The organism is Leeuwenhoekiella aestuarii, assembly GCF_004104055.1.
Lineage (GTDB): Bacteria > Bacteroidota > Bacteroidia > Flavobacteriales > Flavobacteriaceae > Leeuwenhoekiella > Leeuwenhoekiella aestuarii.
Map to the genome: position 1 here is coordinate 23,412 of NZ_QOVJ01000010.1, position 23,597 is coordinate 47,008.

Below are 23,597 nucleotides of genomic sequence, written 5' to 3' on the forward strand. Positions count from 1 at the left end.
AAATTATTTTAAAATGCGTTTACGATCGCCATAAAGTCTTCGGCTTTTAAAGAAGCACCACCTATAAGGCCACCATCAACATCTGGCTTTGAAAATATCTCTTTAGCGTTGGCAGGTTTTACACTACCACCATAAAGAACAGTGACGCTGTCTGCTACTTCTTGAGAATATTCATCAGCAATAGTTTTTCTGATAAAAGCGTGCATTTCCTGAGCTTGATCTGGGCTTGCTGTTTCTCCTGTGCCTATTGCCCAAACCGGTTCATAAGCTAGTATGATGTGCTTCCAGGCATCTGCATCCAGATGAAAAAGCGCCTGACTGATTTGTTTATTTACTACTTCAAAATGCTCGCTGAAGTTTCGATCTTTAAGCTCTTCACCAAAACAGTAAATCACTTTTATATCATTTTCTAAAGCGGTATTTACTTTTTCTGCAAGTAAATCTTCTTTCTCTTCAAAATAAGCTCTGCGCTCGCTATGTCCTAATATTACTGTTTTAACACCAACACCTTTTAACATAGAAGCACTGATCTCACCGGTAAAAGCACCAGAAGTAGATTGATGCATATTTTGTGCTGCAACTTCAATACCAGATCCTTTTAATGCTTCAAAAGCACTATAAAGGTTTGTAAAAGGAGGTGCTATAATAATTTCTGCATCAGAAGTTTTAGCTATAGATTTTAGTCCGCCGATCAATTCTTGCGTATCTGCAAGATCTGTATTCATTTTCCAGTTACCGGCTACGATGTTTTTTCTCATTGTATTTGATTTAGTAGTTGATTGTTTTTTGTGGTTATTGCTTTATAAACTTTAATTTTTCCAGATTCATCAAGCAAAATATAGCGAGGAATCCAGTCCAGATCTATACTGCTGCATAGCGGTCCTTTCCAACCAAGTTTGATGAAGTAATGACTTCCCTGTAGGTTGTATTTATCAATACCTGCTTTCCAACGCTCTGTATCTTTGTCTAGTGAAAGAAAAACGTAATCTATATTAGGATTATCTTCTTGTAGTTTATTTAGATCAGGGAAACCGGCAATACAGTCTTTACACCAGGATGCCCAGATATCAATCAGCACAGTTTTGCCTTTATGCATTTCTAAAACAGATTCAAAAGTGACTTCAGAACCGCTAGTATTGATCAAGACATCCTGAAGTGCTTCGGCAGAAAATGATTTTTCCTGAGAAAAACCTACTGAAAAACAAAGTATTGTTAATAATGTAAGTATGATTTTCATAAAAGCGAATAAGATATAAAATTAGGATTAGTCAGCCTATTCTACAACAATATGGCTATCTAATGCGCACTTTAGGGTCCAGAAGACCATAAATTATATCAACGAGAATATTTATAAGAATAAACATCGTTGCGATGACGAGCACAGCACCCATAATTATGGGTAAGTCAAGCGTATTTAAGGCATCAACGATCTCTTTACCAAGGCCGTTCCATCCAAAAATATACTCCACAAAAACAGCACCGGCAAGCATAGAAGCAAACCAGCCCGAAACTGCTGTTACCACAGGGTTTAAAGCATTTTTTAATGCATGTCGCCACACGATCTGATGCTGATTGAGTCCTTTTGCCTGAGCAGTACGGATGTATTCCTGATTGTATACTTCTAAAAGTGAATTACGCATCAATTGAATTACAACCGCTAAAGGGCGTATTCCTAAAACCAGAGCAGGTAAGACAATATTTTTCCACTGAATGGTTATGGCTTCACCGAAATCATCCATCTCATAAAGGCTTCCCGTCATATTGAGATTTGTGTATTCGTGTAGTATATAACCAAAAAACCAGGCAAATAAAATAGCACTGAAAAAACTGGGAACACTCATTCCAAAGGTACTCACAACCTGAATCAATTTATCAAGCCAAGTGTCTCTGGCATTTGCCGAAATGACTCCTAGAAATATACCCAAAAGAATAGCAAGTGTTATTGCACTCACTGCAAGAACTATGGTGTTGGGTAAGGTTTCAGAAATGACTGCTACAACCGTTTTTCCTGTTTTTTGAAAAGACTCTCGTAGGTACGGTTTTTTTATAACCAGTGTATGATTTTCAATTGAAAATATTCTCGTGTAATTATATTTTCCGGAAGTTAAACTCGTATAATTACCTCCATTTTTGTTGTGAATAGAAATGGGAGATAAATCATTAATGTAATACGCGTATTGGGTAAGCACAGGTTGATCAAAACCGTATTTATGTTTTATTATCGCTAATTGCTCAGGGTCTTCATTTTGGTCCAGCATCATGCGTGCAGGATCTCCTGGAAGAACTGTAAATAATAAAAACACAACTGTTACTACCCCAAAAAGGGTAAGTAAAGCGTAGAACAATTTATTTAAGATATATTGAATCAGAGTCTTTTGATTTCAGAGATTTTAAGGGCTTTAAATTTAGCATCTTTGCCCATCAGGTCGGCTACATATTCTTCAATAGTGCGTTTAAACCCTGCTTCTTTTCTACGTTGATTTACCGTTTCTGGGTCTTTAATTGGCCAGATGAAAAAGCCGTTTTCAGCAGTGATCTGAGCCTGGCTCCCATAGAGTTGCTCTTTATCTTGCATCATTAAAAATTTATCTTCTAAAACCGCTACCTTAGTTATAGGTATTTCGCCTTGAGCTGCAGCTTTTTTAAATAAATCTATATACTGATCTATTTGTATGGGATTGTGTTCAATAACTTCTAGCGCAATAAGATTTGTAGGTTCACCCACTAATGATTTACCGGGATAGCCGTGATTGTCAAGAATAGCTTTTACGACTTTAAGGTTACTGGTGTCAAGCATGCGTTGCTTTTTCCATAGATCACCTGTGTAATCTTCTTTAGGAATACCCATTTCTTCTGCCAGTGCAATGCGTTTTGCTTCATCTGTTTCTTGTAACAAAGGTCTATACAATTGATCATAACGTGCAATACTGTCTAAGCGTTGTTTCAATTCTAGATTAAGAGCTGGTTTGGCAGAGGGCAAGACTTCAAGATCAATTTCATCAACATCATTCCAATGTTTTTTCTGAATGATCGTGCCTTTGTTGAGTTTTAAAATTCCCGGATTACTGCGTACAATAGTTTTAAGTGTTGTAGCATCAGTGAAATAAAAATCAAAATTGATATTCTGTTTGTTTTGTAGATCACGCACAGCTTCATCGCCAGATGCGGTAAGACCAATTACTGTATACCCTTTTTTTAATGCTTCATCTGTAAGATCTTTAACTGCCGGCCAGCCATTCCATTCGGTTTTGCTTAGATCATACGCAATGATTATAATGAGATTAGGCGTATTGAGAAAATCTTCAGTATAACTCTCGCCGTCTTTTTCTATAGTGAAATCGTGAATAGGGGGTACGTAACCTTCGGAAACAACTTCTGTATTTACTTCTAAAAATTCGCCTTCACTTGATGGGTATTCTCCCTGGGTTGTAATTATTTTTTCTTCTCCATTAATATTGAATTTCCAATGGTAATCAAAAACAGCTTCAGGAGACCCCTCAGGTATGGTCATGCCTTCACTGATATTTACACCCACTTTATAAGCTCTGAAATCAATTGCCGGTAGATGCATCAATACATAATAAGCAAAACCTAAACAGCCTATAAAAGTCATGAAAATTAAGATCGAACGCGTAAAATTTGTGAAAAAAGGCTTGATCTGTTTCAGATTGAAAAACAAAAAGAGAATCATAACTAGCAGGATGACGTCTTTTGTGAACGACTGCCAAGACGTAAGCGGTAACGCATCACCAAAACAACCACAATCTGTCACTTTGTTGAAGTATGCTGAATAGAATGTAAGAAAGGTGAAGAAAATAATCATAAGGAGCAATAGCCACATTGTTAGTTTTTTGTAGTAGCCTATTATTAAAGCGATACCTAAAACAAGTTCTACAATGACTAAGATAATAGCGAGTCCTAAAGCAAATGGACTCATAAACTCGATATTTAAAACATCAGGAGCAAAATATTCCTGCAGCTTGAATGAAAACCCTACCGGATCATTGAGTTTTACAAACCCTGAAATGATAAACAGGACTCCAACAAAAATGCGTATGAAACTTACTAGTTTTTTCAAATTAAGAGGTTTTAGTTGTAGCTTCTTCAATTAATATCATCGCAAAAACAGCATAATTAATCATATCCTGGTAGTTTGCACCTATACCTTCAGAAACTAAGGTTTTACCTTTATTGTTTTCTATTTGCTTTACGCGTAAGAGTTTTTGCAAAATCAGGTCTGTAAGTGAGCTGATGCGCATATCGCGCCAGGCTTCACCATAATCATGATTCTTGTTTTGCATCAATTCTTTAGTGATTTGAACTTGCTCGTCATAAGCAATAAGTGATCGTTCCAAATTAAAATCAGGTTGCTCTACAACACCTTCTTTAAGTTGTATAAGAGCCATTATCGAATAATTGATAATCCCTACAAATTCTGAAGCTTCGTCCTCATCAACTTTATGAACAGCGTTTTGCTGCAATCCGCGTATGCGCTGTGCTTTTATAAAAATTTGATCGGTAAGTGACGGGAGTCTTAGAATACGCCAGGCACTACCGTAATCACTCATTTTTTTTGAAAATAAATCGCGGCAGATCTTAATTACCGCATCGTATTGTTCTGAAGTTTGCTCCATTAAAAATATATAAAGCCGCTTAGCCTGAATTTTAAAAACTCAAAGCACATTTATTAACGGCTGAGGTCAACGATTTTCTGTAAATTTCGCCTAAAATAAGCAATCTAGAAAAACATCGCTCTATTTCATGAGAAGCATTAACTGTAAAGGCAAACTAATTTACTTGGACACACCAAATGTGATGGGGGTTCTAAACATCACTCCAGATTCTTTCTACGACGGCGGAAGCTATAAAGATGAGCAAGATATTTTAAGACAAGCTGAGAAAATGCTTAATGATGGAGCAACATTTATTGATGTTGGGGCATACAGTTCTAGACCCGGAGCTACAGATGTTTCTGTTGATGAAGAATGTATGAGGTTGATTCCCGTAGTAAAGCTTTTAGTTAAAAATTTTCCAGATATACTTTTATCTATAGATACATTTAGAGCCAAAGTCGCACGGGAAGCTGTGTTAGTAGGTGCCTCACTCATTAATGATATTTCGGCAGGTTTGATAGATGATCAAATGTTGCAAACGGTTTCAGAATTAAAGGTTCCTTATATATTAATGCATATGCGGGGAACACCACAAACTATGAAAGCGCTTACTCAATATGAGGATCTTGTTAAAGAAGTGATTTCTTATCTAAGTGAACGTGTAGCTGCGGCAAGAGTATTAGGTATTAACGATGTTATTATTGATCCCGGATTTGGGTTTGCAAAAACAGTATCTCAAAATTTTAAATTGCTTAATGCTACAGATCAATTACAAATTCTCGATTTACCATTGCTGATAGGTCTTTCTAGAAAATCTATGATTACAAAAACACTTGATGTTGATGCGCAATCAGCTTTAAACGGAACAACCGTTTTAAATACGATTGCATTAGAAAAGGGAGCGTCTATTTTGCGTGTTCACGATGTTAAAGAAGCTGTCGAAGCTGTAAAACTTTATCAGACGCTTATAGCTTCTGCTTAGTTTCGTATCAGTTAGATTGGGTTGCTTATCTTCGCAGCCATAAAGAATGATTTTATGAGTATAATTTTTGTGATGCTTGGCTTATTGCTACTTGTAATAGGTGGTGAGTTTTTAGTTCGGGCATCGGTAGGGTTGTCTTTTAAGCTTAACCTTTCTAAAATGGTTATTGGCCTTACGGTAGTTTCGTTTGCTACATCAGCGCCAGAACTTTTAGTTAGTTTACAGGCAGCTTTAGACGGTTCACCAGATATTGCTTTAGGAAATGTGATAGGTAGTAATATTGCTAATATTGCTTTAGTCTTAGGGATCACCGCAATTATTTCAACACTAGGTATTGATCGAGATTTTTTTAGATTCAATTGGCCGGTGATGGTTTTATTTTCATTGGGATTATATCTAGCTCTTGTAAATGATGGAATGATCTCGAAGCTTGAGGGTTTTCTTTTGTTTTCCTCATTAATAGCTTATTTGGTTCTTTTAATCCGCAGAGCGAAAAAAGCAAGAACAGTGGATGATGAGGTTGACCCCGGACTATCTGGAGCTTCTTATTTTAAAATTGTCATTTGGCTGATAATTGGCGGGGTATCACTTTATTTTGGTTCCGAGTGGTTAGTTAGAGGAGCAAAAGAGTTAGCACATATGATGGGAGTGAGTGATTATGCAATATCGGTTACGGTTATAGCTATAGGAACTAGCGTACCTGAACTTGCGGCTTCGGTTATTGCAGCACTTAAAAAGGAAAAAGCACTTTCGCTAGGAAATTTAATAGGCTCTAATATTTTTAATATTGCTTCAGTTTTAGGTCTTACGGCAATTATAAAACCCATACAGGTTATTGATGGTAGTATTTTAAACAATATGTTTTGGCTTTTAGGCTTCGCAGTTGTATTACTTCCGCTAGGCTTTCTTCCTTTAAAATTAGAATTGAACCGCTGGAAGGGTTTTGTGCTTTTTGCAGCGTATTGCATTTTTATAGGCTTAGCTTTTAGTTGAGATTTGAGAACATTATAAAAAGATAAAAGCCCGCAATCGCGGGCTTTTATAATTTATGCTAGAGAAAACTGAAAACTTATATTTTCTTTTCAGCTTCTAATACCGTTTTAACGATACGACCCGCTACTTTGTACGGGTCAGCATTAGATGCAGGACGACGATCTTCTAACCATCCTTTATACCCTTTTTCTACTGTGATAATAGGAATACGTATAGATGCTCCACGGTCAGAAATTCCGTAAGAGAAATCGTGAATAGAAGCAGTCTCATGCTTACCAGTTAAACGCTGGTCGTTAAACTCACCGTAAACTTCAATGTGTTCTTTAGTTACAGGACGGAAAGCTTCACAGATAGTATCATAAACTTCTTTAGAACCCGCAGTTCTTAAAGTAGTGTTTGAGAAGTTAGCGTGCATACCAGAACCATTCCAGTCACCTTTAATTGGTTTTGGGTGGTATTCTATATAGTACCCATAATCTTCAGTAAGACGTTGTAATAAATAACGTGCTACCCATATCTCATCACCAGCTTTTTTAGCTCCTTTTGCAAAAAGTTGAAATTCCCATTGTCCACTAGCAACCTCTTGGTTGATACCTTCAAAGTTAAGACCAGCATCAATACAAAGATCTGCGTGCTCTTCAACAAATGCTCTACCGTGTGTATTTTTACCACCTACAGAACAGTAGTACATACCTTGAGGACCAGGATAACCACCTACAGGGAAACCTAATGGAAGTTGAGTTTCCTTGTCCATAATAAAATATTCCTGCTCAAAACCGAACCAGAAATCATCATCTTGATCAGCAATTGTAGCTCTTGCATTAGATTCGTGTGGAGTACCATCAGCATTAAGAACTTCAGTCATTACCAAGTAACCATCTCTACGAGCTGGATCTGGGTATATTGCAACGGGCTTCAGCAGACAATCAGAAGAGCCTCCTTCGGCTTGTTTAGTTGAAGAACCATCAAATGACCATACCGGGCAGTCTTCTAACTTTCCGCTAAAATCATCTTCTACTTTGGTTTTACTTCTAAGATTGGCAGTTGGTGTATAACCATCTAACCAGAGATACTCTAATTTTGATTTGCCCATAATAAATTGATTTAAATTTTTTTTTGAATTAAACTAATAACAAATATAACATTTCTTTAATATCTGATAATTGTTTTAGTGGGGGGTGTAAGGGTTTATTAACGGAATAAATTTAATAAGACCCTTAAAAAATAGGGGTGTATTACGAAATCATATATTTTTACACCTCTGAATTCTGAATTTCATAAAAATCAACTAAAATATGAGCACATTGCGATTTTTTGCCTTAAAGGAAAGCCTTAGCCGTTTACCCATAACTATATCTGAAAATAAAAAAAGGTCAGAGCTTTTTGGTAAGCATGTTTTTGGAAAAGAAGCTATGAGACAAGTCTTGTCTCACGAGGCTTTTCAGGCAGTTGAAGCAGCTATTAATACAGGAGCTAAAATAGATCGTTTGATGGCAGATAGTATTGCTGCCGGAATGAAACAATGGGCATTAGAATTAGGAGCAACACATTATACGCATTGGTTTCAGCCATTAACAGGAGCAACTGCAGAAAAGCATGATGCTTTTTTTGAACAAACTCCAGAGGGAAACGCAATTGAAAAATTTGAAGGTGCAAAACTCGTTCAGCAAGAGCCCGATGCCTCTTCTTTTCCGCACGGCGGAATTAGAAATACCTTTGAAGCAAGAGGTTATACCGCCTGGGATCCTACTTCGCCTGCTTTTATTTTAGATACTACGTTATGCATTCCCACTGTATTTGTTTCCTATACTGGTGAAGCTTTAGATAATAAAACCCCGCTTTTACGTGCTTTAGCAGCAATAGATCATCATGCGACAGAAGTGGCTAAATACTTTAATAAAAGTGTAAGCAAGGTAACGGCTACATTAGGCTGGGAGCAAGAATATTTTTTAATAGATTCAGCACTTGCAGCTTCACGCCCTGATATTATGCAAACAGGAAGGGCGTTATTAGGTCACGCGCCCGCAAAAGGGCAACAGCTAGACGATCATTATTTTGGGTCAATACCAGCCCGAGCTTTGAATTTTATGAAAGATTTGGAGCAACAATGCATGTTTTTAGGTATTCCTGTAAAAACGAGGCACAATGAGGTTGCTCCTAACCAGTTTGAATTGGCTCCTATTTTTGAGGAAGCTAATCTTGCAGTAGACCATAATTCACTCATTATGGATTTGATGGATCGAATTGCAGAGCGACATAATCTTAAAGTTCTTTTTCATGAAAAACCATTTGCCGGAGTTAACGGTAGTGGTAAACATAATAATTGGTCTTTAGCGACAGATACGGGAGTTAATTTGTTGAGTCCGGGTACGACACCTATGAAGAACTTACAGTTTCTTACCTTTTTTGTGAATACTATAAAAGCAGTACAGGATAATGAAGAATTGATTAGAGCTTCAGTGGCATCAGCGTCTAACGATCACAGATTGGGAGCGCATGAAGCACCGCCGGCAATTATGTCTGTTTTTATAGGTAAACAACTTACAGCTGTTTTAGACGAGTTAGAAAAAGTTACAGACGGTAAACTGTCGCCCCAGGAAAAAACGGATTTAAAACTCAACGTGGTAGGTAAAATTCCTGAAATACTTTTAGATAATACAGACCGAAACCGAACTTCACCTTTTGCATTTACCGGTAACAAATTTGAATTTCGTGCTGTAGGTTCGACAACAAATTGTGCTAAACCAATGGTAGTATTAAATACCATTGTAGCTAAGCAGCTTAAAGACTTTAAGAATGAAGTAGATAAGCTGATTGATAAGAAAAAAATGAAGAAAGATGATGCGATCTTCAATATTCTTAGAGAGTATATAAAAGCATCTAAGAAAATTCGTTTTGAGGGAGATGGGTATAGTGAGGCCTGGGAGCAAGAAGCTTTAAAACGAAAGTTAAGCAACCACAGCAGTACTCCTGAAGCTTTAGCCATTCAATTAGATAAGCGTTCTGTTTCAGTTTTTGAAGAAATGGCTGTGATGAATAGCGTAGAACTTAAAGCCCGTCATGAAATTGAGCTAGAAGAATATATAAAGCGCATTCAAATTGAAAGTAGGGTTTTAGGAAATATTGCTAAAAACCATATAATTCCTACAGCTATACGGTATCAAAATTTATTGATCAAAAATGTAGAAGGTCTTAAGAATATTTTTGCTAATGACTATGAAAACCTTGCACAAGAGCAAATAGCCCTTATAACTCAAATATCTAAATATATAGGTGATATCAACCGTGATATTAATGCTATGGTTGAGTCTAGAAAGTCTGCAAATAAGTTAAATATAAAAGAGCGAGCTATAGATTACAATAAAAATGTGCTTCCGTTTTTTGATACTATACGTTATGCTTCTGATAAGTTAGAGTTATTAGTTGAAGATAAACTTTGGCCCTTAGCAAAAAATAGAGAATTACTCAATTTAAATTAAAAATTAAAATAGAAAACACCCTGCTTCTTACATGTTGTGTAGGATTATTCTTATAAATGTATTTTTAGAGAATAAAAGGGTGTTTTTCCCTTTTTTCATATTAAAGCGAGCATTTGTATAGCTTGAGTCGCTACAACGATTTCGCTGCTGTTTGAATTTCATCGAAAAGTTATAGTATTCTTAAAATCAGAGCATTGTTTTTATATAAATTAGCAAAGCGTTAGAGTTCAAGCTGATGATGTAAATGAACTAATGCAAACCTTGACTCCCCTTTATTAACTTTTGATTTGACAAGCCCGGTCAAACATGTCAAAAGTCTAGAATAGCATTTTATTAACCATTCTATATATTATTAATTTAAAACTTTTCTATTATGAAAAAAGTTATTTTAAGCGCAGCAGCATTAGCTTTTGGAGCTATTGCATTTGCACAAACCACGCCACCAACGGCTCCTAGTACAGTTAGTGTTGAAATGCCTTCGACGTTAAACGCAGAAGATGGGGATCAGGGTGAGTCAATTCAAACAGGTAATGACAACCGTGTTCGAGTACGTCAGGCCGGTGTTAATCAATCTGTTTACACAAATCAGGCTAATGGTTCTGGAACCGGAGGAAACCTTGCCTGGACAATTCAAACCGGGCAGGTAGGTGATGCTACCAATCCCACTCCTGGAACCAGTGGTATGGACAATGCTGTTGAAGTAAGACAGCAAGGTACTGAAAACTCTTCTTACACCAAACAAGAGGGTGATGATAATAAGGCGGAAACCTTACAAGGTATGAACAATGATGCCAGTGCAAGAAACGTAGCTTACATACGTCAAGGGACTGGGCAACAAGCTCAGTCAAACGAGGCCAGTATCAGTCAGGATGGCGACGGTAACAAGGCTCATACGGTTCAAACCTTTGATAACAATGACGCTTTCACAATTCAAAATGGTACAGGAAACGAGTCTGATATCAATCAAAGAGCTAATCCTAATGCCGCTCCAGGTCACTATGCTTATGTTGATCAGGATGGTATGGATAACCAATCTAAAGTTGATCAGGACGGTTCTGCAACACAACGTGCTGAAACGCTACAATTAGGTAATGACAACGATGCACGTCAAACTCAGAGTGGAGATGCTCCTGGTAATACTGCCTTGATCAATCAAGGATACCAAACCAAGTATGATGGTCCTACTAGAGGGACTATTGGTCAGGACTTATTGGATGTAGATGACTGGACCGGTGGTGGCCCAACTGGTGATAATTCTTATGGTGCAACTGCCGTACAGGAACAAACCGGTTCTAACAACGCAGGAGAAATAGCGCAGTATGGTGAAGCAGATGGTGATGCTAGTGGTAATAATGCTAGTCAACAACAAAAGGGTGATAATGGAGCTGCCTTTATTGTTCAGAATGCTTATGGAAATACTGATGGAGGTAGAAATTACGCATTTCAGATCCAGGAAGCTGGTGACGGAAATGTTGCCGGTATCGCTCAAAATGGTGAAGGTCACAAGGCTTGGCAATACCAAGAGGGAGATATGAACTCTGCATTATCAACTCAAAGAGGAGAAGGAAACAAAGCTAAAACGAGTCAAATAGGTAGCGATAATGATGTTACTACAGCTCAAAGAGGTCAAATGAATGTTGCATTAGTATCTCAAATGACTGATGGAGCTAGCTATGTAGCAAGCCAAAATGTTGCTGACGGTTTCAATTTCGGTGGCAATCAAATTGATGTTCTTCAGGTAGGACCTGGAACAGATGATTTTACTGAGCCATCAGGATTAGACTGTGAATTCACTGATTCTTTAGAAATGGGTGGTTTGACTCTTTCAAATTCCATTACACTTGATCCAATCTGCACAGATTGTGACTAATTTGAGGTTTAATCTCACTCTAAGAGATAGATAATTCAATTTTAATTGAGGGAGAGGGGGTTATTTTAACAACCCCCTTTTTTCTCTTAAAAAATAAACAGATGAAAACTAAGAGTATCTTTTTTTTAGTGTTTTTCATTACTTGTGCTTTTTCAAATAAATCATACAGCCAAACTTATAAAGAAAATGAAACAGCAGAAGCTCAGATTGAAAGAGAACCAATGACGGCACAGATGCTTCAGAGTTTAGGTATAACTATTAATCCAGAAGTGAATTTTGATGTGGTTCAGGGAAACTCAGTGTTCTTGACCCAAATAGGAGAATTCAATAGTGCTGAAATTTTTACAAGTACTGAAAATAGTGATATCAAACTTGATCAAGAAGGAAATTATAATACCACGTCTTTAAGTTACAGGGCTAGGACAGCTATAGCTGATTTAAAACAAGAAGGTGACTATAATAGAATTACAGATATAATTAATAACCCTGATCTTGATGTCTCTTTACAACTCGATCAGCAAGGAGATTATCTCAATTTTGAGCGTCAAGGTGTAAATAACTTGACTAAATCTCTCAAATTCACACAAACTAATGCATCCCCAAGTCTGATTATAAGAAGCAATTAAAACTTATAACAATGTTTGTTTTAAACCCCAAACATACAACACTATTCTTCCTGTTATTTATAAATCTGGCAACCGCTCAGTTTATGAATAAAGATATACGTGCAACAATTTTATTAGAGCGTAACAGCGAATTCTTAAAGTTTATTCCTACGGCAGAAAATCGTACCAATGTCGATTATAATTTGCGTTTTGATTTTATGGTTTTTGAAACAAAACCAGACGGTAAAATCGAGAAAGGTAATAAAGAAGACCGAATTTTTCTAAAAGCAAGAGAAAAACTGATTTTACCTTATGTTACTATTGACTACAACGCCACAAATAAAATTATAATTGTATTAATCATTTACGATTTGGAAAACAGACCTATTGGTCAGGATCGTATTGTACTCGATAAAGGCGGACAAACTGATTTATCAACTTTTGAAAACGTAATAGATGGTCAAAATCTTTCTCCAGATCAGGCCAGACCACAAGATGGTTTTGTATTAAACGGTTTTGTAATAGAAAATACCATTACCAAAGCAGGTAAAGATTTTTACCGCTTTTACTATAATGAATATTTTAACAAACAAATAAAAACGCCTCACAATATTCTTATTGAAGAAGTGCCGGGAAGGGGGCGGTTTACTCGGGTTTCCGTCAAAGTTGCAGACCAGTTGGTTTGGCAATTTTTTGCCCAACCCCGTAAAGAAATTCTAAAAAAGAACGCATCTATAGCATTGAGCAGATCTATCGCTTACCTCCAGCAATTAGAGCAACGTAAAGATGAATTTATTCACTATTAATATGAAAAGAACATTACTTTTTTTGATTTTATTCAACTCTGTAGGTTTGTTTGCTCAGCAATTCACCTATAAACCACTCAACCCAGCATTTGGTGGTGACACGTTTAATTATAACTGGTTGCTGAGCTCTGCGACCGCTCAAAATAAACTAACTGCCCCACGGAGTGCTGCAGAGCAACGCTCAGAATTAGAGCAGTTTGGTGACAATTTAAATCGTCAGGTTTTGAGTCAAATTTCACGTAGGCTCCTGCAACAACAGATAGAAGGTATAGGTGACTTTACAGAAGAAGGGACGTTTACATACGGAACTTTAGCCGTAGAAGTTTTTGAATCTGAAGAAGGCTTGGTTATTAACATTCTAGATACATCAACCGGAGAGCAAACTCAGGTAATTGTCCCCAATCAATAATAAATTTATGAAGTATTACAAGCTGTATGTCATATTGATTTTGACATCACTATTCAATTCGTGCGGTGCCTATTTTAATCAACCTTTTGATCAAACCCCGGCTCGACTAGGTGAACAGTCAAAATCAACACAAAATTTACTCGATCTTCCACCGGCTCAAGCTCCCGTTGAGGTTGCTGTTTATAATTTTTCAGATCAGACCGGTCAATATAAAGCAGTTGAGAATGGGAGTACTTTTAGTACCGCGGTAACTCAGGGCTCAACAGCAATTTTACTCAAAGCACTTGAAGATAGTGGGTGGTTTATTCCTATTGAAAGAGAGAATCTGAGTAACCTTTCTACAGAGCGTAATATCATTAGGAATACAAAACAGGAATATATCAAAAACCTCAATCCTAATGAGCCTCCGCTACCTCCTTTAAAATATGCAGGGATTATTCTTGAAGGTGGTATAGTTTCTTATGACACTAATATTATTACAGGTGGTGTAGGTGCCAGATATTTTGGTTTGGGTGGTTCAGCAAAATACCGTCAAGATCGTATTACTGTTTACCTGAGAATGGTCTCTACTAGTAATGGCGAAATTTTAAAGACTGTTTATGTTTCTAAAACAATACTGTCGCAGGCACTTGACGCAAGTTTATTTCGATTTGTGAAGTTTCAAAGATTATTAGAAACCGAAATGGGTATTACCCGTAATGAGCCGGTTCAATTAGCAGTAAAAGACGCTGTAGAAAAGGCAGTACACGATCTTATTATAGAAGGTATTGCTGATGGATTCTGGTCTGCAAAAGGGGGTAATTCTGTAAACACTGAAGTTGTAGATAATTATAAAGAAGAAAAAAAGATTGAAGAATCTACCGGGATTTATAACAGATTGTTTTTTCAGCAAAAGTTTAAAAATTCGATCAATTTTTCTTTAGGTACAACTTTATTAGATGCAGACTTTAGTGACAAACGTTTAGGAATGATGGCGAAATTAGGCTATGATTATGCACTAGGGGAGGTTGTAAGCCTCAATTTTAATACTGCATTTCTAAATTTCAAATCGGGAAGTTCATTTGACGAGTCATTTGCGAGTGCAGATTTAAATGCGGTTTTTAGACTTTTACGTAATGACAAATTATCTCCTTATGTCTACGCGGGTGGCGGTATTCTTTTAGGTTTTGAAGAGGATAAGGGTTTTCTGGGACTAGATGCAGATCAAACCGATGCAAAAGTTCAATATGGTGCTGGTTTAGAATATGCACTTTCGCCGAGAATAGGATTGAGGTTATGGGGAGAACATAATATTACTTTCACAGATAAGGTAGATAATCTGGTAAATGGTAAGCGTGATGATCATTATTTAAACTTTGGGATGGGTTTAAAATACTACTTTGATTTTTCTGGAAAAAAAGAAGAAAATAATTCAGTAAGCACTCCAAAACAATAATTATGAAAAAGAAATATATCTATATAATATTCAGTCTTGCTTTGATAGTTTTGGGATGTAGTGAAGATACTATTGAAGAAAATGGTCTAGGAAGGTTAGAGGGTACAGTTGTAGAGAAAGTAACAAATACTCCTTTAGCAAATGTAAAAATTGTTACCAGCCCTTCATCAAGTACGGTTTTTACAGATGAGACAGGTAGTTTTAGTATAGAAACAATAGCGACGGGTGAGTATTCTGTACAAGCAGAGTTAGATGGCTATACAGATGCATTTGAGGCTGTCACCATACTTAATGAGCAGACTAGTACTGTCATTTTTGAATTGGGAGAAGGTAATACCACAAACAGGTCGCCACTTGTTCCTCAATTATTAACTCCTGAAGACGGTAGTTCTGATCTGGATCCAACAATAACTTTTGTCTGGTCTTCTTCTAAAAATGATTCAGATGACATTACTTATACACTAGAGTTGCGCAACGGTTCTACAAATGAAACGCAGACTTTAGAAGTCGTGTCAGACACAACAACTACCATTAATAACTTGAAATTAGGGACTAACTATTTTTGGCAGGTCACAGCTTCTGATGCTATAAATGATGATGTAGAAAGTAGTTTAAGCCAGTTTAGCACTAATAGTTCTCCGCAAAACGATTATTTATATGTAAGATCTATAAATGGAAATAGTGTGATTTTTTCAGGTGCAAATGATAATACTGGTGATGATACTGATGAAAACGAAGTTAATTTTAATGAATTTCAATTGACCTCAGAATCCTTCAACAGTTTTAGACCACATCGCAATATTGAAATTTCAAAAATTGCCTTTTTGAGAACTGTTAATGGTGCGACTCAACTTCATACAATGAACCTAGACGGTAGTGGTATAAAGCGAATTACAAATTCCGTTCCCGTGAATGGATTCCGTATTACAGAGTTAAATTACACGTGGGCACAGAATGGAGGGAAATTATATTACCCCAGTTTTGATAAATTGTATAGTATTAATCCTGATGGCGGAGCACTTGCTATGATTTATCAAACTCCTGACGGCAGTTTTATTTCTGAAGTTAGTGCTGCAACTTTTGATGATAATCTAATTGCGATTAAAACCAATAACAGTGATGGTTACAATGTGCGGGTTTATACAGTGAGATTATCTTCAGGTACAATAGAAAATGTTGTTTATGAGAATACACCTGGAGCAGTAACCGGAATTGATTTAAATGCTAATGCTACACAGTTAGTATATTCTAAAGATATCTCTGGTTCACAAAATGCTCAGTACAGACAGTTCAATAGTAGAATATTTATCTATAATTTAAGCTCAGGTACAGAAAGTGCCTTTAATAATGGGGCGGTAAACGGTTCTAATGATTTTCAACCAGTTTGGTCACCTTCTGAAGGAGAAATTTTATTTACGCGTAAACCCAGTAATTTGAATTCAGAATCCAATGTTTTAGTAACTCCAATAGCTAATTTTTCAAATGATGATTTGTTATTTACAAACGCATCAATGCCAGACTGGAAATAGACCTGAATTTTAAGCATATTTAAAAAACGTCCTGAAATTTCAGGACGTTTTTATTTCTTACTTTTGCAAAATAATAATATACAATGAGTCAAGAGATTTCAAAAAGGTACGCTCAACGCGGAGTTTCAGCAGGAAAAGAAGAAGTTCACAACGCAATAAAAAATGTAGATAAAGGATTGTTTCCGCAGGCCTTTTGTAAAATAGTTCCAGATTATTTGACGGGTAGTGATGAGCACTGCTTGATTATGCATGCTGATGGTGCTGGTACAAAATCTTCTTTGGCTTACATGTACTGGAAGGAGACCGGTGATATTTCAGTCTGGAAAGGTATCGCTCAAGATGCATTAATCATGAATATTGATGATTTATTATGTGTAGGAGCAACAGATAATATTTTACTTTCTTCAACAATAGGTAGAAATAAAAACCTGATTACCGGCGAAGTGATTTCGGCCATAATTAATGGTACTGAAGAATTGATTGCTGATTTAGAAACGCATGGCGTTTCTATAAAAAGTACAGGTGGTGAGACCGCAGATGTAGGAGATTTGGTGCGTACCATAATCGTTGATTCTACTGTAACTGCTAGAATGAAGAAGGAAGATGTAGTTAATAATGCCAATATAAAAGCAGGAGATCTTATTGTAGGTCTGGCTAGTTTTGGTCAGTCTACTTATGAGACCCAATATAATGGAGGGATGGGCAGTAACGGTTTAACTTCTGCCAGACACGATGTATTTAATAAGTATTTAGCGGAAAAATTCCCGGAAAGTTTTGATAAAGCTGTACCTGAAGAATTAGTTTACAGCGGTTCAAAAAAATTGACCGATGCTGTCGAAAAAAGCCCTCTTGATGCAGGTAAGTTAGTTTTATCTCCTACGCGTACATATGCTCCGGTAATCAAGAAGGTTTTAGCAGAAGTTGATAAAAGTAAATTGCATGGTATGGTGCATTGTAGTGGAGGTGCGCAAACAAAAATTTTACACTTTGTAGATAAACTTCATATTATAAAAGACAATCTATTTGAAGTACCGCCTTTATTTAAATTGATTCAGGAAGAAAGTGGTACAGACTGGAAAGAGATGTATCAGGTATTTAATATGGGGCACCGTATGGAGCTTTACGTAGATCCTGCTATTACTGATGAAGTTATCGCTATTTCAAAGTCTTTTAATATTGATGCGCAAATTATAGGAAGAGTTGAAGATTCAGAAAATAAAGAATTAACAATTAAATCTCAGTTTGGTACGTTTAACTATTAATGACTAACCTAAAAAACCATAGTTTGAAAAAAATATTCTTCTTCAGCCTATTTAGTTTACTGCTTTTATTTGGAGTGCAAGTTCGAGCACAACATGTTGCTTTTCCGCTGCCTATTAAAAAGAATTTGGTAAAGCGTTTAACAGAACAGCTAGCTCCTAAACCCAAGACTAATTGGAAAGAAGTTAATCGAGTTGGTCTTGATCTAAGCGAAGTAGCATTTGTAAACTGGAATGCCGGAGGAAGTAATTCTATCTCAGGTTTGGCAGAGTTGGTTCTTGAAAGAAATTATTCTGACAATCAAAGAAAGTGGCGTAATAAACTTACAACGCGTTATGGTGTTAATAGTCAAGAAGGACAAGAGTTACGCAAAACAGATGATATGCTAGAGGTAACTTCAGACTTTGGATATCGTCGTGATACGATTTCAAACTGGTATTATTCAGCCAAGTTTAGATTTGCATCACAGTTTACTAATGGGTATAAATATCCAGATACAAGTACTCCTATTTCTCAATTTATGGCTCCGGGTTATGTATTCTTAGGTGTAGGTGGAGAATACGGTCAAAAGCTAGATAATTTATCAATTTATGCCTCACCTTTAACTTACAAATCAACTTTTGTACTCGATCAAGATTTGGCAAACAATGGTGCTTTTGGTGTAGATCCGGCTATTTACGATGATGCTGGTAATATTATTCGTCAGGGATCAAATGTAAATAGCGAATTAGGGATACTTTTGCAGAGTTCTCTGAATGCCAAGGTTATGGAAAATATTAACCTGACTAACTTGGTAAATCTTTATACAGATTATCTCAATAGTTTTGGCAATATTGATATTGATTGGGAGATGAATTTAAATTTTAAAGTAAACAGTTTTGTTCTTGCCAAAGTAGGGTCTCATCTTAAGTATGATAATGATGTTAAAATTACGGAGACAAATGTAGATGGAGAAGAGGTGACAATGGGAGCAAGAACACAGTGGAAACAACAGCTGGGTATAGGTGTAGTTGTTGATTTTTAAAAAAAATGCACTAATAAAAAACTAAGTTTGCAATTTTTGCGTAAATAAATAATAATTCCTAAACTTATAAGGTGAATATAAAATTATGAGCTCTAAATTTTTTAATAATGATAAATTAATTTTTATCACTTTAATTGTATTAGCTGCAATAGTCAACCTGTCTGTTGTTGCTTTTATGGATTTAGAGTCTAGTAGATTTGCACGTTTTATTACCATCTTACTTTTTCTAGTTTATTTTTTAGTAAAAAAGAAAGTCATTAATTTTTGGACGCTTTCAGCTTTGTTGTTTTTTACTGTCCGCGATGTATTTTTTCAATTTTATGAGGAGCCTTGGGGATACAAGCTTTATCTGCTTATAGGTATATTGTGTTATACCACAATAGTTCTTGAGCGTATGCCTAAGATTTCAGAAATAAACATCAAACCTTCTGTTATCGTTGTAACCTTATTACTGGTTGCAGCAAATACTTATACGCTTTATGTTATAATGAATATGAGTATGGTGACGCATACTTTTCATGATAATTTAGAGCCTCTTTTGCTTTATGGGTATGGTGCGGCAATGATGGTTTTAGGTGTTCAGGCTATTGCTTATAATAACAAATACAACAGTAACCGCTCGTTGCTATACACTTTCTTTGCATTTGGTTTTATATTCTCAGATATCGCAGCCTTGTTTGCGTATTATTTCAATTTTGAATTGTTCTATTTCTTTGACCGATTTTTCTTCTTAGGGTCTTTAGCGATGCTTGTTAACTACGGACTCAATTTTGAAAGTGTTAAGGAAGAATATTATCAATACGAGATGATCGATAAGAAACTCTAGTTTTTTCTACATTTTTTATTTTGATTTAATTTTATTAAAATAAGGTAGCTTTCTATCTTGTAATAAATTTAAACTGAAAATTAATGGGAACACTTTTGGGCATCGGCTCACGCATAAAACATGATGAATTAGGAGCTGGCGTAATAACTAATGTTACTTCAAAACATTATTGGGTAACCTTTATAGAAAGCGGCTTAGAAACTTTAGATCTGAATACAGATTTTGAAGTAATCGAGGCAGTAGAGGATGAGGTTGATACGATAAGCTTTTATGAAGTTGAAAAAACACTCAGAGAGCTTCTAAAGCACTATTCTGATATATCTGAAGTAGTTCCACTCGCAGATAAATGGAAGGGGGGAAGCATCACGTTAAACCCGGCAGATCCTAATCTTTCTAATAAAGAAATTTCAATAGATACATTTTTCCATAAAATCGTAATGGTGCGTGACCGCATTCGTGTTATGGAGCAAAAGATCAACGCTAGTAAAAGTCTGGATGATCAGGAGAAAATAGACTTACAGCAATATATTACCCGCATCTACGGTAGCCTGACAACGTTTAATGTGTTGTTTAAAAACAGTTCTCAAAACTTTAAAGGAGAGGGTAAAAAGAAATAATAAAAATAAGGCTGGTCGAAAGACCAGCCTTATTTTTTATTATTTAGAATTAGTTCTGAAGTTCAAAAACCTCTTTTAAGGGTGTTTCAATAGGAGAATTGTCTGGATTCGTTTCCATAATATCAGCCATAAAGGCCCACCATTTTTTTACTATTGGATCCTGAGGTATGGTCTCGGTAGTATGATTTTTTTTTAGGGTTTGAAAAGCAAACAAAGTTCCTGTTTTTTCATCTAAAAAAATATGGTACTGTTCTATTCCAGCTTCATTTAGAAGCGACTGAAGTTCTGGCCAGATCTCGTCGTGACGTTTTTTATATTCTTCTTCAAAACCCGGTTTGAGTTTCATCGTAAAAGCTTGTGTTTGCATAATTTTATTCTGAAATCTTTTGATTTTCGGTATTTATTCTCATATCTATTTCTGTGTAAAGAGTGTTAGCTAGATCAATAACATATTGTTTGAAAAAAGCAGCATCTTTAAAACGTTTTTCCTGACTCAACTCCCATCCTGAAACTCCGTAATAGGTTATGCTTTCGTCATTTTTGACGTTTACTTTTGCAAGATAAGACTGCGTAAACTTACCAGTCTTTGGAGCTTCACTATAATTCATATACTTGTCTGAAGGTAAAATTAGCGCAGTACCCATAACCCAAGTTCTATCATAGGTTAAAGAATCATGCTGAATTAATGCAGTCCACTTTTCGGTCTTTAATTCTTCAACACCATTTAGATTATTAATATTAGATAGGCCTATAGCCAAAGTGTCTTTTTGAGTTAAACCGCTAACTGCAACTTTGTTTTGAAAAGCATACATTCCCGGCCAAATTGTAGTGATTTCTTTTGCCTGATAGGTGTTTTCTTCAGTATTCCAATTTGTATAGAGGTATTCCATCGAAGATCTAACAGGACCTTTCTCCAGAATTTTAAAAGTTGTTTCTTCAATATTGCTCAACGTATCTGTGACTAAAATTCCCAGACGCTGAATTTTTCCGTCAGCTAAAATTCCAAAGCCACCTAAACCTACAGAATTTCCAACCGGGAAAACATCGCGACCCCAAGCCTCCATAGTGTGATAATTGTCTACTACCGCATTAACCGAATCAAGACCTACATCATCTGGAGATATTGCAGCTGTTTTCTTACCATAAACATCTATTGCATTTCTCCCATCCAGATAATGTCTAAAGGCAACCTTATCATTCTCCCAGGTGGGGCCATCGGTTTGATACTTCTGAAATCCAAGAGCTTTAGGCATGTCTGTCGCGCTAAGTGTTTCTGAAATTACAGGTTTTACCGGATCGTCTTTAGTTTCTCTTTTTCCAAAACGGATGTTGGTTTTTAATGCATATTGGGGTGCTTTCTCAGTCCATTTAAATTGAATTTTCTTAGAAGCTTTTGCAGGAATATCTATTACAAAGAATAATTCATTCTTTTTGCCGTCGTTGTTGGTGTCGCTCAATTGTGAGGCGATGGTATCTCCGTCAATTGATATTAACGGATATTTAGCTGTATTATCTTTTTCAGGAAGTTTATTAAGTTCAATGCTAACAGCTTTTTGTATGAGATCAAAATCACTAGAATTTGATAGCGTGATAAGAGTGATGCTTTCTTTATTAGACGTATTACAACTCACTAAAACAAGCGCTAGGAGTATTACATGAGGATAAATTAGCTTTTTCATTGAAAAGGTTTAAAATTCTTTCAAAAGGAATATAAAGTTATTAAATGTAATACTAACATTTAATCTTTTAGGCTTACATTAACTTCATCTGTGTCTTTTGCAAATTCTTTTTTTAGGATTGCTAGAAGTTTGGCGACTTCTTCTTGATTTTTATCAGCCAAATTTTTCCCTTCGGAAGGGTCTTCTTCAATATTATAGAGCTCTAACTCTGTTTCGCTATTGAGATGTCTGGTACGAATCAGTTTAAAAGGCTTTACAATAACCGATTCTTGCAAATGACCCCTGACGTAAATAGGGGAGTTGCGATTTTGATTTTCTGATGAAATCAAATCGGAAACATTTTTACCTTCTACAGAATTCGGAATTTTTTCAGTATTTGCCCATTTCAAGAAAGTGGGCATAAAATCTATAACACTCAAGAAGTTTTTTGAAGTTCCTGTTTTTAAGTGCTGAGGCCAAGATATAATTGCCGGAACTCGTATAGCGCCTTCATAATTAGAGGTCTTAAAATCTCTCAGTGGTAGATTAATTCCTAAACTATAGTTAGGTCCATATTTACCATCATATTGTGTAGTAGGTAACCATTTTTCCTGCGCGCCATTATCACTAAAAAAAAGAACAACGGTGTTTTTATCTAACTTTTGATTTTTTAAAGTTTTAAAGATTTCACCAATACCGTAATCCATATGGGACATTGCAGCTGCATAAGCTTGCCTGGAGCTGTCTTTTATTGTGCTGTATTGCTCCAGCCAAAAATCAGGTTCTTGTAACGGAATATGAGGCGCGCTATAAGCAATTTGTAAATAAAAAGAATCAGTCGAATCTTGCTCTTTGATGTAGTTTATTGCTTCATTTGTGAGTAAATCGGTTACGTGACCTTCTTCAGAAATGAATTTTCCATTTTTGTACCATGTGCTGTCGCCATTTTTATAGGTGTGAGCATATTGATCAAGCTGACCGTGCAAAAATCCGTAAGAATAATCAAAACCATAAACTTCGGGTCCGTTCTCAGGCTGCAAACCCAAGTGCCATTTCCCCATCAAAGCGGTTTTGTAATTTAGGTCGTTAAGTGCTTGTGGGAGTGTTTTAATGCTATCAGGTAATTTAAGTTTGCTTTTTCCGCTAATAGGAGCGACAATGCCCATGCGACTCGCCGGTCTGCCGGTTAAAAAACTTGCCCGTGCGGGAGAGCAGGTGGGATAGGTGTAAAACCGATCTAGTATCAAACCTTGATTAGCCAAACTATCTAGTGCCGGAGTGTTAATCTCTGATCCATGAAAACTAAAATCATTCCAACCGGCATCATCAGCAATGATGACTATAAAATTGGGTTTTGTTACTTCTGAATCTACTTCTTCTGGTTGCTCTTTTTTGCAAGCAGTAACATTATAAAACAACAATGCTACGGCAAACAACCGTAGCACTATCATCTCAAAATTAGAATTGAATCTAAACACACAAATATTCATT

22 protein-coding genes are annotated in these 23,597 nt (G+C 36.2%); 13 read left to right on the forward strand and 9 right to left on the reverse strand.

Annotated features, from left to right (window positions below; all coding sequences use genetic code 11):
- Nucleotides 1–8 precede the first annotated feature (8 nt).
- Genes tpiA through DSM03_RS16790 form a run of 5 tightly spaced genes read right to left on the reverse strand, consistent with a single transcriptional unit; the run spans nucleotide 9 to nucleotide 4,634 of the window.
- Nucleotides 9–758 (reverse strand): triose-phosphate isomerase, encoded by a 750-nt coding sequence (gene tpiA / locus DSM03_RS16770; RefSeq protein WP_128760129.1) that lies wholly within the window; start codon nucleotides 756–758, stop codon nucleotides 9–11.
- Nucleotides 755–1,237, reverse strand: coding sequence for a TlpA family protein disulfide reductase (locus DSM03_RS16775; protein ID WP_128760130.1), 483 nt, complete (start codon nucleotides 1,235–1,237; stop codon nucleotides 755–757). Before DSM03_RS16775 ends, tpiA begins: the two co-directional genes overlap by 4 nt.
- Nucleotides 1,238–1,292: 55 nt before the next feature.
- Nucleotides 1,293–2,369, reverse strand: a complete 1,077-nt coding sequence (locus DSM03_RS16780) for an ABC transporter permease (RefSeq protein ID WP_128760131.1) — start codon at nucleotides 2,367–2,369, stop codon at nucleotides 1,293–1,295.
- A complete protein-coding gene (locus DSM03_RS16785; RefSeq protein ID WP_128760132.1) occupies nucleotides 2,366–4,078 on the reverse strand; it encodes a BT_3928 family protein in 1,713 nt (570 codons plus the stop codon). The genes DSM03_RS16780 and DSM03_RS16785 overlap by 4 nt, the downstream gene beginning before the upstream one ends.
- 1 nt (nucleotide 4,079) lies before the next feature.
- Nucleotides 4,080–4,634, reverse strand: coding sequence for a DUF1599 domain-containing protein (locus DSM03_RS16790; protein WP_128760133.1), 555 nt, complete (start codon nucleotides 4,632–4,634; stop codon nucleotides 4,080–4,082).
- Nucleotides 4,635–4,761: 127 nt separating this feature from the next.
- On the opposite strand from DSM03_RS16790, the gene folP reads away from it, so the two are divergent.
- Together folP and DSM03_RS16800 are read left to right on the forward strand one after the other, a co-directional pair.
- Nucleotides 4,762–5,595 (forward strand): dihydropteroate synthase, encoded by an 834-nt coding sequence (gene folP, locus DSM03_RS16795; protein WP_128760134.1) that lies wholly within the window; start codon nucleotides 4,762–4,764, stop codon nucleotides 5,593–5,595.
- Nucleotides 5,596–5,649: 54 nt separating this feature from the next.
- Nucleotides 5,650–6,588 (forward strand): calcium/sodium antiporter, encoded by a 939-nt coding sequence (locus DSM03_RS16800; RefSeq protein ID WP_128760135.1) that lies wholly within the window; start codon nucleotides 5,650–5,652, stop codon nucleotides 6,586–6,588.
- Between the two features lie 76 nt (nucleotides 6,589–6,664).
- On the opposite strand, the gene DSM03_RS16805 is transcribed toward DSM03_RS16800, so the two are convergent.
- The gene (locus DSM03_RS16805; RefSeq protein ID WP_128760136.1) at nucleotides 6,665–7,681 is read right to left on the reverse strand and encodes a glutamine synthetase beta-grasp domain-containing protein; all 1,017 of its coding nucleotides are present in this window, start codon (nucleotides 7,679–7,681) and stop codon (nucleotides 6,665–6,667) included.
- A 202-nt stretch (nucleotides 7,682–7,883) separates the two neighbouring features.
- On the opposite strand from DSM03_RS16805, the gene DSM03_RS16810 reads away from it, so the two are divergent.
- The 11 genes from DSM03_RS16810 to DSM03_RS16860 all read left to right on the forward strand — a co-directional run bounded on the left by DSM03_RS16810 (nucleotide 7,884) and on the right by DSM03_RS16860 (nucleotide 20,448).
- Nucleotides 7,884–10,067, forward strand: a complete 2,184-nt coding sequence (locus tag DSM03_RS16810) for a glutamine synthetase III family protein (RefSeq protein ID WP_128760137.1) — start codon at nucleotides 7,884–7,886, stop codon at nucleotides 10,065–10,067.
- Nucleotides 10,068–10,440: 373 nt separating this feature from the next.
- Entirely contained in the window at nucleotides 10,441–11,937 is a 1,497-nt protein-coding gene (locus DSM03_RS16815) for a curlin (protein WP_128760138.1), read from the forward strand.
- 101 nt (nucleotides 11,938–12,038) lie between these two features.
- Entirely contained in the window at nucleotides 12,039–12,563 is a 525-nt protein-coding gene (locus DSM03_RS16820) for a hypothetical protein (RefSeq protein ID WP_128760139.1), read from the forward strand.
- A gap of 11 nt (nucleotides 12,564–12,574) precedes the next feature.
- Nucleotides 12,575–13,348 carry a CsgE family curli-type amyloid fiber assembly protein gene (locus DSM03_RS16825; protein ID WP_128760140.1) on the forward strand — a complete coding sequence of 258 codons (774 nt, stop codon included), beginning with the start codon at nucleotides 12,575–12,577 and terminating at the stop codon, nucleotides 13,346–13,348.
- A gap of 1 nt (nucleotide 13,349) precedes the next feature.
- Complete coding sequence (locus DSM03_RS16830) at nucleotides 13,350–13,757, forward strand: curli production assembly/transport component CsgF (protein WP_128760141.1); 408 nt, start codon at nucleotides 13,350–13,352, stop codon at nucleotides 13,755–13,757.
- Between the two features lie 7 nt (nucleotides 13,758–13,764).
- Nucleotides 13,765–15,192: a CsgG/HfaB family protein gene (locus DSM03_RS16835; RefSeq protein WP_128760142.1), complete on the forward strand. Its 1,428-nt coding sequence runs from the start codon at nucleotides 13,765–13,767 to the stop codon at nucleotides 15,190–15,192.
- Between the two features lie 2 nt (nucleotides 15,193–15,194).
- Nucleotides 15,195–16,721, forward strand: coding sequence for a carboxypeptidase-like regulatory domain-containing protein (locus DSM03_RS16840; RefSeq protein ID WP_128760143.1), 1,527 nt, complete (start codon nucleotides 15,195–15,197; stop codon nucleotides 16,719–16,721).
- Nucleotides 16,722–16,804: 83 nt separating this feature from the next.
- Nucleotides 16,805–17,983, forward strand: a complete 1,179-nt coding sequence (locus tag DSM03_RS16845) for an AIR synthase related protein (protein ID WP_128760144.1) — start codon at nucleotides 16,805–16,807, stop codon at nucleotides 17,981–17,983.
- 23 nt (nucleotides 17,984–18,006) lie between these two features.
- A complete protein-coding gene (locus tag DSM03_RS16850) occupies nucleotides 18,007–19,005 on the forward strand; it encodes a DUF3078 domain-containing protein (protein ID WP_236638733.1) in 999 nt (332 codons plus the stop codon).
- An 85-nt stretch (nucleotides 19,006–19,090) separates the two neighbouring features.
- Complete coding sequence (locus tag DSM03_RS16855; protein WP_128760146.1) at nucleotides 19,091–19,831, forward strand: hypothetical protein; 741 nt, start codon at nucleotides 19,091–19,093, stop codon at nucleotides 19,829–19,831.
- A gap of 83 nt (nucleotides 19,832–19,914) precedes the next feature.
- The gene (locus DSM03_RS16860) at nucleotides 19,915–20,448 is read left to right on the forward strand and encodes a hypothetical protein (RefSeq protein ID WP_128760147.1); all 534 of its coding nucleotides are present in this window, start codon (nucleotides 19,915–19,917) and stop codon (nucleotides 20,446–20,448) included.
- 49 nt (nucleotides 20,449–20,497) lie between these two features.
- Here the strand turns inward: DSM03_RS16860 and rhaM are convergent, their stop codons facing one another.
- Genes rhaM through DSM03_RS16875 form a run of 3 tightly spaced genes read right to left on the reverse strand, consistent with a single transcriptional unit; the run spans nucleotide 20,498 to nucleotide 23,596 of the window.
- Nucleotides 20,498–20,815 carry an L-rhamnose mutarotase gene (rhaM, locus tag DSM03_RS16865; protein WP_128760148.1) on the reverse strand — a complete coding sequence of 106 codons (318 nt, stop codon included), beginning with the start codon at nucleotides 20,813–20,815 and terminating at the stop codon, nucleotides 20,498–20,500.
- Between the two features lie 4 nt (nucleotides 20,816–20,819).
- Nucleotides 20,820–22,127, reverse strand: a complete 1,308-nt coding sequence (locus DSM03_RS16870) for a DUF4861 family protein (RefSeq protein WP_128760149.1) — start codon at nucleotides 22,125–22,127, stop codon at nucleotides 20,820–20,822.
- Nucleotides 22,128–22,186: 59 nt separating this feature from the next.
- Nucleotides 22,187–23,596 carry a sulfatase-like hydrolase/transferase gene (locus tag DSM03_RS16875; protein ID WP_236638735.1) on the reverse strand — a complete coding sequence of 470 codons (1,410 nt, stop codon included), beginning with the start codon at nucleotides 23,594–23,596 and terminating at the stop codon, nucleotides 22,187–22,189.
- Between the last annotated feature and the right edge of the window lies 1 nt (nucleotide 23,597).